This is a genomic window from Actinoplanes sp. NPDC051343, from assembly GCF_044455125.1.
Classification (GTDB): Bacteria; Actinomycetota; Actinomycetes; order Mycobacteriales; family Micromonosporaceae; genus Actinoplanes.
Window position 1 is genome coordinate 412,104 of sequence record NZ_JBITEL010000002.1, and the last position, 13,124, is coordinate 425,227.

The following is a 13,124-nucleotide window of genomic DNA, read 5'->3' on the forward strand; positions in this document are numbered from 1 at the left end:
GAGAACCGATGATCGAAGCCACCGTTCCGCTCCTCGAACCGCCGTACTGGGCGCTCGCCCAGCGGTCGCTGTTCGAACTGCTCGATCAGGGATGGCGGCGCTTCCAGCAGGCGTACACCCGCCCCGACGGCTCGCTGCGGTACGACGAGCGGCTCAGCAGCCGCGACGGCGCCGACGACTTCCTGGAGGCGTTCTTCAACTGGCCCCGGTTGTACCTGCTGGGCGGGGCCGACGACCTGCTGGAGCAGAGCGCCCGGCACTGGCAGGCGGTCGCCGCGCAGCTGACCGGGCTCGGCATGTACCGCGACGAGTTCGAGATCGGCTACGACTGGTTCCACCAGGGCGAGAGCCTGCTGTTCTTCTACGGCCTGACGATGGCCGACCCGGCCGCGTTCAAGGAGCGGGCGATGCGCTTCGCCGACCTGTACGTGGATCCGGCCCACGGCAACTACGACGCGGCACTGCGGATCGTCAAGGCGCCCCACAACGGGTCCGGCGGCGCCCGCGAGGGGGTTTCCGACTCCCCCAGCTACCCCTGGCTGCAACGCGAGGCCGACCAGTACGGCTATCCCCTCGACTGGATGGCCGTCAGCGAGGCGACGACGCCGGAACAGGACCCCCGCCTCGGCGCCGAGATGCAGCAGCGCCTCGGCCGCGGCGACACCGCCGGCAACCTGGCCATCGGCGGTCTGGTGCTCAACGCGTACCTGGCGAGCGGCGAGCAGCGGTACGCCGACTGGCTGGCCGGCTACCTGCGCGCCTGGATGAAACGGGCCGACGCCAACGACGGCCTGGTCCCGGACAACGTCGGGCCCGACGGTCAGATCGGCAGCCGGCTCGACGGCCGCTGGTACGGCGGCCACTACGGCTGGACCTGGCCGCACGGCGCCTACAGTGTCGGCCAGGCGGTGCTGGTCGGTGCCATGGCGGCGGCCCTGGCCAACGGCGACGACAGCTACCTCCAGCTGCCGCGCCGGCTGCTGGACACGCTGATCGCCCAGGGCCGGCGGATGGCGTTCACCGACAGCGACTCCAGCATCCCCGGCCGCTGGCTCGCCCACCTCGGCCCGGCCGCCGGGTCGGAGACGCTGCTGGTTCCCTACCGGCACAGCGACCGGGGCTGGTTCGACTACAACCCGGTGCAGGCCTCGGTTCCGGTCGCCCTCTGGCACCACACCTCCGACCCGGGTGACCGGGACCGCCTGGAGACCCTGCGCGCGGCGAGCGGCTACGACTGGTCGGTGGTGCGGCCGTTCCGCGACAAGGAGGAGGCCGGCCACGAGGAGCCCTGGTACGAGTACCTGGCCGGCCGTAACCCCGGGTTCCCGGAGAAGATCCTGGCCGCCGCGCACGCCGAGGCGCGACGCCGGCTGGCCCTGCTCGAGCAGCACGCCGGCGAGCCGGTCGCCGAGGAGGACATCCACCTCTGGCAGAACGTCAACCCGGTGGTGACCGAGGCCCTGACGATGCTGACCTGGGGCGGCCCGCAGGTGGTCTACAACGGGGGCCACGCGCAGGCCCGGGTGCGGCACTACGACGCCGACGCCCGCCGGCCCGGGCTCCCGCCGGAGGTCGCCGCGCTGGTCAGCGGCATCGACCCGGACGCCACCGTGTGCACCCTGGTCAACCTGTCGGGCACCGCGACGCGCCGGGTGATCGTGCAGGCCGGCGCGTTCGCCGAGCACGACTTCGGGTCCGTCGCGTACGACGTGGCCGCGCCCGGATGGACCGGCGGTCACTACGAGTACATCAGCCACGAGGTGCCGGTGACCCGCGCCGAGCTCACCGGCGACGGTCCATGGATCACCGTGGTTCTGCCGCCGGGCACGCAGATCACCGTCACCGCGGCCCTGCGGGTCCGGGTCCGGCCGCCCTCCTTCCGTACGCCGTGGACAGGCTGATGCGGACCCGGGACATCGCCGGGACCGCGGTCACCGAGCTCGGCTTCGGCGGCGCGTCGTCGGGCAACCTCTACCGCGCCATCTCCGACGAGACCGCGGCGGCGGCGATCGACGCGGCCTGGGACGCCGGGATCCGCTACTTCGACACCGCCCCGCACTACGGGCTCGGCCTGTCCGAACGGCGCCTCGGTGCGGCCCTGGCGTCCCGGCCCCGCGACGAGTACGTGCTGTCGACCAAGGTGGGCCGGCTGCTGGAGCCGAACCCGGCCCCGACCGGATCGGACCTGGCGGCCGGGGGTTTCGACGTGCCGGACGACCTGGTGCGGCGGTTCGACTTCTCGCGCGACGCGGTGCTGCGCAGCCTCGCCGACAGCTTGACCCGAATCAACATTGATGCAGTCAACATTGCCTACGTCCATGACCCGGACGACCATCTGGACGTCGCGGTGCGCGAGGCCGTCCCGGCGCTGGTCGAGTTGCGGGAGCAGGGGGTCGTCGGGGCGGTCGGGGCCGGCATCAACCACTGGCCGGCCGCGCTGCGGATGGTCCGGGAGACCGACCTGGACGTGGTCATGCTGGCCGGCCGGTGGACGCTGCTCGACCGCAGCGGGGCCCCGGTGCTCGAGGAGTGCGCTCGGCGTGGCGTGAAGGTGGTGGCCGCGGCCCCGTACAACTCGGGTCTGCTGGCCCGGGACCGGCCGGCGCCGGACGCGCATTTCGACTACGGGGCCGCGTCGGCCGGGATGCGCGCGCGGGCGGAGGAACTGGCCGACGTCTGCGAACGGCACGGCACCCGGCTGCCCGCCGCCGCGTTGCAGTTCCCGCTGCGCAGCCCGCAGGTCTCGGCCGTGGTCTGCGGAATGCGCGACGCTGGGCAGGTGACCGCGACGATCGCCCGCTACCGCGCGGGCATCGCCGCCGAGACCTGGGAGGCGCTGCATGCCTGAGACAACGGTGACCGTCGACCTCGCGTACGGGAGAACGGGTTTGCCGGTTCCGCTTCCGGCCGATCGCACCACCGTGATCGAGCCGGTGCAGCACGACGCCGCGGCCGACCCGCGGGCCGTGCTGCGGGACGCGCTGCGCAAGCCGGTCGCCGGGCCGCCGCTGCGGGAGCGGGTGCGGCCCGGGCAGACGATCGCGGTGTCGTTGTGCGACGCCACCCGGCCGCAGCCTCGCGAGGCGATGGTCCGCGCGCTGCTGGACGAGCTGTCCGGCATCGCCCGGCCGGCGGACTTCACGCTGCTGGTCGCCACCGGCACCCACCGCGCCAACACCCCCGCCGAGCTGACCGCGATGCTCGGCGCCGAACTGGCCGGATCGATGCGGATCGTCAACCACGACAGCCGTGACCCGGAGATGCTGCGCTGGTGCGGCACCTTCGGCGACGGGGTGCCGGTGTGGCTGAACAGGCATTGGCTGGATGCCGACGTGCGGATCACCACCGGCTTCGTCGAGCCGCACTTCTTCGCCGGTTTCAGCGGCGGCCCCAAGCTGGTCGCGCCCGGCCTGGCCGCGCTGGAGACCGTGCTGACCCTGCACGACGCCCGCCGGATCGGTGACGCCCGCGCCACCTGGGGGGTCTGCGAGGGCAACCCGGTGCACGACGACGTCCGCGCGATCGCCGCCGCGACCGGCGTCGACTACGGCTTCGACGTGGTGCTCAACCGCGACCAGGACGTCATCGCCGCGTTCGGCGGGGACATCCTTCAGATGCACGCGGCGGCCCGCGCCGAGGTCCGGGAGATCTCGATGCGCCCGGTGCCCGGGCGGTTCGACGTCGTGGTCACCACCAACGCCGGCTATCCGCTCGACCAGAACCTGTATCAGGCGGTCAAGGGCATGTCGGCGGCCGCGACCGTCGTCCGGCCGGGCGGGCTGATCATCTGCGCGGCGGCCTGCGAGGACGGCTTCCCCGACCACGGGTCGTTCCGCGAGGTGCTGGCCTCCGAGCCGTCGCCGGCCGCGCTGCTGGCCGCCGTCCAGGCCCGCCCGGCGACGGTGCCCGACCAGTGGCAGGTGCAGATCCTGGCCCGCATCCTGACCCACGCCCGGGTCGGGGTCCACACCGGCGGGCTGTCCGCGGCCGACCTGCGTACCGCCCATCTCGACGCGGTTCCCGACATCGCGGAGGCCGTCGCGGCCGAGGGCCGCGAGGCCCGGATCTGCGTGCTGCCCGAAGGGCCGCAAACCATTCCGTACGTCGTCTGAGAGGTCCTATGTCGTTGCAACGATTCACCGGCCGGGTCGCACTGGTCACCGGCGGGGCCTCCGGGATCGGGCTCGCGACCGTGCGCCGCCTGGCCGACGAGGGCGCGACGGTCGTCCCGCTCGACCTCGCGGCCGCCTCCATCCAGGCCGACGTCACCGACCCGGACTCGATGGAACGGGCGGTGGCGACGGTGCTGGAACGTCACGGCCGGCTCGACGTGGTCGTCTGCGCGGCCGGCATCGACACGTGCGACACCGTCCCGAACACCGGCATCGAACAGTGGCGGCGGGTCGTCGACGTCGATCTCAACGGCGTCTTCTATCTGTGCCGGGCCGCCATCCCGGTCTTCGAGGCGGCCGGCGGCGGGGCGATCGTGACGCTGTCGTCGGCCATCGGGACGGTCGGCGAGACCCGCCGGTCGGCCTACTGCGCGGCCAAGTCCGGGGTGGAGAACCTGACCCGGGCGATGGCCCTGGACCACGGCGCGGCCGGGATCCGGGCCAACTGCGTCGCCCCCGGCCTGATCGACACCCCGCTGATCCGCGGCGGCAAGGTCAGCACCGGCGCCAACGGCGGGATCGAGGCGATGGTCGCCGCCCACCACGCGATACCGCGGATCGGCCGCCCGGACGAGGTGGCCGCCGCGATCGCGTTCCTGGCCAGCGACGACGCCTCGTTCATCACCGGCGCGGTGCTGCCGGTCGACGCGGGCTGGACCGCGGCATGACCGGCGTCCTGGACGGCTACCGGGTGCTCGACCTGTCGATCGCGATGGCCGGGCCGCTGGCCTCGATGCGCCTCGGCGACCTGGGCGCCGACGTGATCAAGATCGAGCCGACGAGCGGCGAGTGGCAGCGGCACACCGCGGCCGGCGGCGCGACCGGCAACCGGGTCAACGCGTCGTTCCTGTCGCTCAACCGCAACAAGCGCAGCCTCGCGGTCAACCTCAAGGATCCGGCCGGCCGGGACCTGCTCACCCGCCTGGTGCACAGCGCCGACGTGTTCCTGCAGAACTACCGCCCGGGCGTGGCCGAGCGGCTCGGCGTCGACTACGCGAGCATCGCCGCGGTCAAGCCGGACATCGTCTACGCGTCGATCTCCGGCTACGGCGAGACCGGCCCGTACGCCAAGCGGCCGGGACAGGACCTGCTGCTGCAGGGCATGGCCGGTGCGCTCTACAGCTCCGGGCGGGCCGAGGACCCGCCGCAGGCCGCACCGTACTTCCTGGCCGACGCGATCACCGCGTACTCGGCGTTCGAGGGGGTGCTGGCGGCGCTGCTGCACCGGGAGCGCACCGGCGAGGGCCAGCTGGTGCAGGTCAACATGCTGGACGCGCTGATCGCCATGCAGATGCAGGAACTGACCGTGCGGACCGTCGGCGGGGTCCGGCAGCGGCGCGGCCACGAGATCCACGCGCACAGCTACATCCGCGCCCCGTACGGGATCTATCCGACCGCCGACGGCTACCTCTCGCTGGCCTTCGCCGACCTGGCCGTGCTCGCCGAGGTGCTGCAGGCGCCGGAGCTCGCCCGGTGGGACGCGGAGAAGGACGGCTTCGCGCGTCGCGACGAGATCTCGGCCGTCGTCGGCGCCCGCCTGCGCACCGCCTCGACCGAGCACTGGCTGGCCGTGCTGGACGCCCGCGGCATCTGGGCCGGGCCGGTCCACTCCTACGACGAGGTGCTCACCGATCCGCAGGTCGCCCACAACGGCTCCTTCGTCACCTACCGGCACCCGACCGAGGGCGAAGTGACCACGCCCGGGTTCGCCTTCCGGATGAGCGCCACCCCGCCCGCGGTCGGACGCCCGGCACCGACCACCGGCGAGCACACCGCCGAGGTGCTGGCCGGTCTCGGGGTCGGGCGTGAGGAGATCCGGCGGCTCATCGACGACGGTGTGGTGGCATGCGAGGAATGACCTGGGACCATCCGCGCGGCTACGCGCCGCTGCGGGCGTTCGGCGGCGGCGTCGACTGGGACGTCCAGCCGCTGGAGGACTTCGAGGCGCGGCCGCTGCGCGAGCTGGCCGGGAGCTACGACCTGGTGGTCCTGGACCATCCCGGGCTGGGCGCGGCGCTGACCGGGGGCGCGCTGCTGCCGCTGGACGAGGTCCTCTCCCCGGACGACCTCGCAGCCTGCGCGGCGACCAGCGCCGGGCCGACCTGGGCGAGCTACCGGATGGACGGCCGCCAGTGGGCGCTGCCGATCGACGCCGCCACCCAGGTCGGCGCGTACCGGCCGGACCGGCTCGCCACGCCGCCCGCCACCTGGCACGACGTCGCGCGGACCGTGCGGGACGTGCCGAGCGCGCTCTGCCTGGGCGGCCCGCACGCGATGCTGACGCTGGTCGCGCTCACCGGCCACGAGATCGAGGCGCTCGCGCTGCTCAAGGAGATGTGGCCGTACGTCGACCAGGAGGTCTCGCTCGGCAACCCGATCGCGGTCCACGACGCCCTCGCCGGCGGCCGCATCGCCTACTGCCCCTTGGTGTACGGCTACCTCGCGTACCCGCGACTGGCCTGGACCGCCGCGCCCGCCTGGACCGGCGGCGGCCGGCCGCTGAGCGTGCTCGGCGGCACCGGGCTCGCCGTGACCACCCACGCCGCCGGCCGCCTCGGCGAGGTCCGGGCGTGGATCCGGGCGTTCCTCGACCCGGCCGTGCAGACCGGCCTGGTCCCGCGGCACGGCGGCCAGCCCGCCCATGCCGCGTTCTGGACCGGCGACACGACGCTGGCGCACGCCCGGATCCGGCCCCGCTACGACGGCTGGATCGCGGTGCAGAGCGCCGGCTCGGCCGTCGTCCGCGACTGCGTCACCGGCCGGATCAGTCCGCCGGAGGCCCTGGCCCGCATCGAGGAGCTGTCATGACAGTCGAATTTTCGGTCACCGGCGGGGTCGGCACGATCACCCTGAACCGGCCGGCGAAGCTGAACGCGGTCACCAGGGCGATGAGTGCCGACCTGCTCGCCCTGGTCGAACGGGTCGGCGGCGACCGTGACGTGCGGGTCCTGGTGATCACCGGCGCGGGTGGCCGGTCGTTCAGCGTCGGCAGCGACATCGGCGAGGTCGACGCCTACCCGGACCCGTGGGAGTTCCGTAACCGGCGCGACTACTGCGACGCGCTGCGGGCGCTGCGGATCCCGGTCGTCGCGGCGGTCAACGGGTACGCCTACGGCGGCGGGCTGGAACTGGCGCTGTCGGCCGACATCCGGCTCGCCTCGTCGGCCGCCTCGTTCGCGGCGGCCGAGATCAAGCTGGGCTGGATCGGCGGCGGGGGCGTCTCGGCCCTGCTGTCGGCCACCGTGCCGGCCTCCGACGCGGCGCTGATGCTGCTCACCGGTGATCCGGTGGACGCGTCCTCCGCGTTCCGGATGGGGCTGGTCAGCCGGGTCGTCGAGCCGGACGAGCTGATGGAAGCCGCGGCGAACGTGGCGAAGACCATCGCCGCGCGGCCCCCGATCGCGGCACAATCGGCCAAGGCCAACCTGCTCGCCGCCCGCACGATGGGCCGCGAGGCGGCGATCCAGTACGAACGGGAGATGCAAGCCATCTGCATGGGAACGCGGGACGCCGCCGAAGGCCGGCGGGCCTTCGCCGAGAAGCGCCCGCCCGTCTTCGAAGGGCGTTAACACGTGCTGATTGTCCGATATGCCGTGGCCAACGAAACATTCGTCGGTCTCCAGGACGGCGACACCGTGCGGCGTTTCCCGCACGTGTCGCTGGCCGAGCTGCTGCGACTGCCCGCCGACGCCTTCCGGGCGGAGGTCGAACGGGTGGCCGCCGAAGGCCTGGTCGAGAACCGGGAGATCCGGCTGCTGCCCCCGGTCGACGAGCGGACCGAGGTGTGGGCCGCCGGGGTGACCTACGAGCGCTCCAGCGAGGCCCGCCAGGAGGAGAGCGTCGTCGCCGACGTCTACTCCCGGGTCTACGACGCCCCACGCCCCGAGCTGTTCTTCAAGAGCGTCGCCTGGCGGGTCGCCGGCACCGGCGATCCGATCGGCATCCGCGACGACTCCGAGATCGACGTGCCCGAGCCCGAGGTGGCGCTGGTGGTCAACGCGGGCGGGGAGATCGTCGGCTACACGGTCTGCGACGACGTGTCGTCCCGGTCGATCGAGGGCGAGAACCCGCTCTACCTGCCGCAGGCCAAGGTGTACGCCGGGTGCTGCGCGCTGGGCCCCGGCATCCGGCCGTCCTGGGAGATCCCCGACCCCTATGCGCTGGTCATCGACGTTTCCGTGCTCCGCGACGGCGCCCGCGTCTGGGAGGGGTCGACCTCGACCAAGATGCTGCACCGGCGGTTCGACGACCTGGTCTCGTTCCTGACCCGGCAGTTGGATTTCCCGGATGGGGCCGTGCTGTCGACCGGCACCGGCCTGGTGCCCGGCCTGGACTTCACCCTCACGACCGGCGACACGGTCACGGTGACCGTCGACGGGGTCGGAGTATTGAGCAACCCCGTCACGGCGGCGCTCACCCGGTGAAGCGCCTCGCCGACGGCTGGTTCCAGATCCGGACCGAATATCTCGAGTTCTGCGGGCTGCCGCTCTACCTGCACGCGTACGCCGGGGCGGACGGCATCGTGCTGCTCGACAGCGGCGTCGCCGCGACGCCGTCCGCGTCGCTGCGGCCCGAACTGGCCGCGGCCGGCCTCGCCGTCGAGGACGTCTCGCTGGTGGTCAACTCGCACGCGCATCCCGACCACATGGGCGGCAACGCCGCACTGGCCGCGATCAGCGACCCGGTGTTCGCCGGGCCGGCCGCCGAGGCGCAGTGGCTGGAGGACAACGACGCGCTGATCGACCAGCTGTGGGAGGCCAACCCGGACGCCTACCGGCTCTCCGTTTCGGAACGGGCCGACCTGCTCGGGCTCCTCGGAGCGCGGCCGCGGGTGCAGCGGCTGCTGCGCGACGGCGACCGGATCGAGCTGACCGAGGGGGCGCTGACCGTCATCAGCACCAGCGGGCACTCGCCCGGCCACATCGCCCTGCACGACACGTCGCGCGGGCTGCTGTTCACCTTCGACGACGTGCAGGGCGCGGGCGTGCCGATCGCGCACACCGACACCTGGCTGGCGCCGCTCTACCACGACGTCCGCCGCTACCGGGCCGGGCTTCAGCGGCTGGCATCGCTCGACTTCACCACGATGCTGCCCTCGCACGGCGACCCGCTCCCGGTCGACGCCGGGCAGGAGCGGATCGCCGACAGCCTGCGGTTCCTCTCCTTGGCCGAGGAACTGGCCGCCGACCACCTTGCCCGGCACCCGCTGGTCCGGCTCGGTGAACTCGCCCGGGAGCTGGGCACCCGGCTGGGACCGTTCGGCGGGATTAATCTGCAGACCATGTCGATCGCCAAGGCCCACCTCGACGACCTCGTGCGGCAGGGTTCGGCCTCGCCGCTGTGGACCACGAAAGGTGACTCATGACCGTCCAGGGATATGACCCCCGGACCGGCGAACCGGTCGGGGCCGGCATCGCGGAGACCACCGACCTTCCGTCGCTGCTGGACGCCGCCGCCGCGGCGTTCCCGGCCTTCCGGTCAACCCCTCCTTCGGTACGCGCGGACTTCCTCACCCTGCTCGCCGACCGTCTCGACGCCGCCGCGGGAGAACTGGTCCCGCTCGCGACGGCCGAGTCCGGCCTGCCTTCGGCGCGGCTGACCGGCGAGGTCGCCCGGACCAGCGCCCAGCTGCGGCTGTTCGCCCGGGTCGTCAGCGAGGGCGACTACCTCGAAGCGATCATCGAGGAGGCTGATCCGGGCGCGACCCCGCCCCGGCCGCCGCTGCGGCGCTGGCTCGAGCCGGTCGGCCCGGTCCTCGTGTACGCGGCCAGCAACTTCCCGTTCGCGTTCAGCGTGCTCGGCGGGGACACCGCGTCGGCCCTCGCCGCCGGCGCCCCGGTGCTGGTCAAGGCGCACGGCTCGCACCCGGCCCTGTCCGCTGCCACCGCCGCGCTGGCCTCCCGGGCGGCGGCCGACGCCGGCCTTCCGCCCGGTGTGTTCGGCATCGTCTTCGGCGACGAGCAGGGCGTGCGGGCGCTGCGCGATCCGCGGGTCAAGGCGTGCGGCTTCACCGGTTCGACCGGCGGCGGACGGTTCCTGCTCGGCGTGGCCAACTCCCGGCCCGAGCCGATCCCGTTCTTCGGCGAACTCGGCAGCATCAACCCGGCCGTCGTCACGCCGGCCGCGGTCGCCGCCCGGGCCGAGGAACTGGTCAGCGGTTTCGTCGGCTCGTTCACGCTCGGCACCGGGCAGTTCTGCACCAAGCCGGGCCTGCTGTTCCTGCCCGCCGGGCACGGGCTCGGCCCGGCCCTGTCCACGGCGGTGGCCGCGGCCTCCCCGGGCCCGCTGCTCAACGCCCGGATCGCCGACCAGTTCGAGACCGGGCTGGCCGGCCTGGCCTCACATCCGGGCGTGGTGGCTTCCGCGGCCGGCTCCCCGGCCCCGTCGGAAGGCTCGTGGGCGTCGCCACGGCTGTTCACGACCACGACCGGGGCGCTCCGGGCCGATCCGGACGGGCTGACCGCCGAACATTTCGGACCGGCCGCGCTGATCGTCGAATACACCGGCGCGGACGACCTGCTCGCCGCGCTCGGGGCGGTCGAGGGCTCGCTGACCGCGACCGTGCACGCCGAGCCGGGCGACGACTTCCCCCTGCCGGAGTTGCTCGAGGTGCTCGGTGACCGGGCCGGCCGGGTCGTCTACAACGGCTGGCCGACCGGCGTGGCGGTGTCCTTCGCGATGAACCACGGCGGGCCGTGGCCGTCGACCACCAACTCCGCGCACACCTCGGTCGGGGCGACGTCGATCCGGCGCTGGCTGCGGCCGGTCAGCTTCCAGTCCGTACCGGACGAACTTCTGCCGCCGGCCCTGCAGGCGGCCAACCCGTGGGGCATTCCGCAACGCCGTCCCTGAGCAGTCCAGCATCGAGGGAGAGCCGTGAAATATCTGCTGCTGAAGCACTACCGGGGTGCGCCGGCCCCGGGCGGGGAGGCGACGCCGATGGACCGGTGGACGCCGGCCGAGGTCGACGCGCACGTGCGGTACATGGCCGATTTCGCGAAGCGGCTGGAGGAGACCGGCGAGTTCGTCGACCACCAGGCGCTGGCGCCCGGCGGCGCGTTCGTGCGGTCGGACGGCGAGGGCCGGCCCCCGGTGACCGACGGGCCGTTCGCCGAGACCAAGGACCTCATCGCCGGCTGGACGATCATCGACGTGGAGTCCTGGGACCGGGCGGTCGAGCTGGCCGGCGAGCTGTCGGCCGCGCCCGGCGCCGGAGGCCGGCCCATCCACGAGTGGCTGGAGGTCCGGCCGTTCCTGACGTCGATGCCGTCGACGGCGGAATGAACCAGGATCTCCTGCGGGAACTGGTGCCCGCGGTGATCGGGGTCCTCGTGCGGCGCGGAGCGGACTTCGCGTCGGCCGAGGACGCCGTCCAGGAGGCCCTGATCCGGGCGCTGGACACCTGGCCGTGCGACCCGCCGCGCGATCCGCAGGGCTGGCTGATCACCGCCGCGTGGCACAAGTTCGTCGATGCCGCCCGGTCGGAGGCGGCGCGGCGCGGGCGCGAGGTGGCGTACGACCGTTCGCCGGCTCCCGGCCCGGTGCCGGCCACCGACGACACCCTGCGGCTGTACTTCCTGTGTGCGCACCCGACGCTGCCGGCCGACTCGGCGGTCGCCCTGACCCTGCGCGCGGTCGGCGGCCTGACCACCCGGCAGATCGCGGCGGCCTACCTGGTGCCCGAGGCGACGATGGCGCAGCGGATCAGCCGGGCCAAGCGGCGCATCGCCGGGCTGCCGCTCGACCAGCCCGGCGACCTGCCGACGGTACTGCGGGTGCTCTATCTGGTCTTCAACGAGGGCTACAGCGGCGACGTCGACCTGGCCGCCGAGGCGATCCGCCTCACCCGTCAGCTGGCCGGCCTGTCCGACGATCCGGAGATCGCCGGGCTGCTGGCCCTCATGCTGCTGCACCACGCCCGGCGCGCGTCGCGCACCGGGCCGGGCGGCCGCCTGATCCCGCTGGCCTCGCAGGACCGGACCCGCTGGGACACCGGCCTGATCGCCTCCGGCGTCGCCGTCCTGCAGGCCGCGCTGGCCCGCGACCGGCTGGGCGAATACCAGGCCCAGGCGGCGATCGCCGCCCTGCACGCCGACGCCCCGGCCGCCGGCGAGACCGACTGGGTGCAGATCGTCGAGTGGTACGACGAACTGTTACGCCTGACCGGCAGCCCCGGTCGTGCGGCTCAACCGGGCGGTCGCGGTCGGCGAGGCGGACGGCCCGCAGGCGGGCCTCCGGGCGCTGGCCGAGGTCGGCCCGGAGATCCCCCGCCGCACGGCGGTCGAGGCCTATCTGCGGGAGAAGGCCGGCGACTTCGGTCGCGCCGCCGGCCTGTACGCGGCGGCCGCGCACGCCGCGACCAGCGTGCCCGAACGCGACCACCTGACCCGCGAGGCCGCCCGGGTGCGGCTATTCGTTGTCTGACAGCAGGTGGAACAGCACGAAGTCCTGCCAGCGGCCGGCGATCTTCAAATAGGACGGTGCCACCCCGTACGGGCGGAAGCCGTTGCGCAGCAACGCCTGCTGTGACCCGAGATTGTGCAGAAGCGTCTCGGCCTGCAGCCGATGCAGTTTCATCTCGCCGAAGGCGAGGCTGATCGCGTCGGCGACGGCGGCCGTGGCGAAACCGCGGGCCTGGAACCGCACGCCGACCCAGTAGCCGAGCGAGGCCGACTGCAGGGCGCCTCGCGTGACGCCGTTGAGGGTGATCCGGCCGACGACCGTGGACCCGTCGACGATGACCAGCGGCACCGTCGCGTCCTGCCGGTGGGCGGCGAGGGCGTCGACGAGCAGCGACCGCTGCGTCTCGGCGGTGAAGAAGTTGTCGTCGCGCAGGGGTTCCCAGGGCGCGAACGCCTCGCGGGACTCGGTGAGCAGCGCGGCCACGGCGGAGGCGTCGCCGGGCGTGGCGAGTCGGGTGACCGGCATGCGGCCGACGCTATCAGTTGACCT

The 13,124-nt window shown here is 73.4% G+C and carries 12 protein-coding genes and 1 pseudogene; 12 read left to right on the plus strand and 1 reads right to left on the minus strand.

The window, feature by feature from the left end; translation table 11 throughout:
- Positions 1-8 precede the first annotated feature (8 nt).
- The 12 genes and pseudogenes from ACIA5C_RS08810 (at position 9) to ACIA5C_RS08865 (ending at position 12,596) form a co-directional block, all read left to right on the plus strand.
- Positions 9-1,901 carry a hypothetical protein gene (locus ACIA5C_RS08810; protein WP_396052721.1) on the plus strand — a complete coding sequence of 631 codons (1,893 nt, stop codon included), beginning with the start codon at positions 9-11 and terminating at the stop codon, positions 1,899-1,901.
- Entirely contained in the window at positions 1,901-2,848 is a 948-nt protein-coding gene (locus ACIA5C_RS08815) for an aldo/keto reductase (RefSeq protein WP_396052723.1), read from the plus strand. Before ACIA5C_RS08810 ends, ACIA5C_RS08815 begins: the two co-directional genes overlap by 1 nt.
- On the plus strand, positions 2,841-4,112 hold the full coding sequence (gene larA, locus ACIA5C_RS08820) for a nickel-dependent lactate racemase (RefSeq protein WP_396052725.1): 1,272 nt from the start codon (positions 2,841-2,843) through the stop codon (positions 4,110-4,112). Before ACIA5C_RS08815 ends, larA begins: the two co-directional genes overlap by 8 nt.
- 8 nt (positions 4,113-4,120) lie before the next feature.
- Positions 4,121-4,840 (plus strand): SDR family NAD(P)-dependent oxidoreductase, encoded by a 720-nt coding sequence (locus ACIA5C_RS08825; protein WP_396052726.1) that lies wholly within the window; start codon positions 4,121-4,123, stop codon positions 4,838-4,840.
- Positions 4,837-6,030 carry a CaiB/BaiF CoA transferase family protein gene (locus ACIA5C_RS08830; RefSeq protein ID WP_396052728.1) on the plus strand — a complete coding sequence of 398 codons (1,194 nt, stop codon included), beginning with the start codon at positions 4,837-4,839 and terminating at the stop codon, positions 6,028-6,030. The genes ACIA5C_RS08825 and ACIA5C_RS08830 overlap by 4 nt, the downstream gene beginning before the upstream one ends.
- Complete coding sequence (locus tag ACIA5C_RS08835) at positions 6,018-6,980, plus strand: hypothetical protein (protein WP_396052730.1); 963 nt, start codon at positions 6,018-6,020, stop codon at positions 6,978-6,980. The genes ACIA5C_RS08830 and ACIA5C_RS08835 overlap by 13 nt, the downstream gene beginning before the upstream one ends.
- The gene (locus ACIA5C_RS08840; RefSeq protein WP_396052732.1) at positions 6,977-7,741 is read left to right on the plus strand and encodes an enoyl-CoA hydratase/isomerase family protein; all 765 of its coding nucleotides are present in this window, start codon (positions 6,977-6,979) and stop codon (positions 7,739-7,741) included. Before ACIA5C_RS08835 ends, ACIA5C_RS08840 begins: the two co-directional genes overlap by 4 nt.
- 3 nt (positions 7,742-7,744) lie before the next feature.
- Positions 7,745-8,596 carry a fumarylacetoacetate hydrolase family protein gene (locus ACIA5C_RS08845; protein ID WP_396052733.1) on the plus strand — a complete coding sequence of 284 codons (852 nt, stop codon included), beginning with the start codon at positions 7,745-7,747 and terminating at the stop codon, positions 8,594-8,596.
- Positions 8,593-9,537, plus strand: coding sequence for an MBL fold metallo-hydrolase (locus ACIA5C_RS08850; RefSeq protein WP_396052735.1), 945 nt, complete (start codon positions 8,593-8,595; stop codon positions 9,535-9,537). The genes ACIA5C_RS08845 and ACIA5C_RS08850 overlap by 4 nt, the downstream gene beginning before the upstream one ends.
- The gene (locus ACIA5C_RS08855) at positions 9,534-11,024 is read left to right on the plus strand and encodes an aldehyde dehydrogenase (NADP(+)) (protein ID WP_396052736.1); all 1,491 of its coding nucleotides are present in this window, start codon (positions 9,534-9,536) and stop codon (positions 11,022-11,024) included. Before ACIA5C_RS08850 ends, ACIA5C_RS08855 begins: the two co-directional genes overlap by 4 nt.
- Positions 11,025-11,048: 24 nt before the next feature.
- Positions 11,049-11,456 (plus strand): YciI family protein, encoded by a 408-nt coding sequence (locus tag ACIA5C_RS08860; RefSeq protein WP_396052737.1) that lies wholly within the window; start codon positions 11,049-11,051, stop codon positions 11,454-11,456.
- Positions 11,453-12,596: pseudogene (locus ACIA5C_RS08865) on the plus strand (RNA polymerase sigma factor). The gene ACIA5C_RS08860 and the pseudogene ACIA5C_RS08865 overlap by 4 nt, the downstream one beginning before the upstream one ends.
- Here ACIA5C_RS08865 and ACIA5C_RS08870 read toward each other — a convergent pair.
- The gene (locus ACIA5C_RS08870) at positions 12,582-13,100 is read right to left on the minus strand and encodes a GNAT family N-acetyltransferase (protein ID WP_396052739.1); all 519 of its coding nucleotides are present in this window, start codon (positions 13,098-13,100) and stop codon (positions 12,582-12,584) included. The pseudogene ACIA5C_RS08865 and the gene ACIA5C_RS08870 overlap by 15 nt on opposite strands.
- Positions 13,101-13,124 lie beyond the last annotated feature (24 nt).

Bases quoted from the DNA above. Each gene is read 5' to 3' on its own strand.
- ACIA5C_RS08835 (WP_396052730.1), top strand. From the start codon at position 6,018: ATGCGAGGAATGACCTGGGACCATCCGCGCGGCTACGCGCCGCTGCGG.
- ACIA5C_RS08825 (WP_396052726.1), top strand. From the start codon at position 4,121: ATGTCGTTGCAACGATTCACCGGCCGGGTCGCACTGGTCACCGGCGGG.
- ACIA5C_RS08870 (WP_396052739.1), bottom strand. From the start codon at position 13,100: ATGCCGGTCACCCGACTCGCCACGCCCGGCGACGCCTCCGCCGTGGCC.
- ACIA5C_RS08855 (WP_396052736.1), top strand. From the start codon at position 9,534: ATGACCGTCCAGGGATATGACCCCCGGACCGGCGAACCGGTCGGGGCC.
- ACIA5C_RS08810 (WP_396052721.1), top strand. From the start codon at position 9: ATGATCGAAGCCACCGTTCCGCTCCTCGAACCGCCGTACTGGGCGCTC.
- ACIA5C_RS08815 (WP_396052723.1), top strand. From the start codon at position 1,901: ATGCGGACCCGGGACATCGCCGGGACCGCGGTCACCGAGCTCGGCTTC.
- ACIA5C_RS08830 (WP_396052728.1), top strand. From the start codon at position 4,837: ATGACCGGCGTCCTGGACGGCTACCGGGTGCTCGACCTGTCGATCGCG.
- larA (WP_396052725.1), top strand. From the start codon at position 2,841: ATGCCTGAGACAACGGTGACCGTCGACCTCGCGTACGGGAGAACGGGT.
- ACIA5C_RS08840 (WP_396052732.1), top strand. From the start codon at position 6,977: ATGACAGTCGAATTTTCGGTCACCGGCGGGGTCGGCACGATCACCCTG.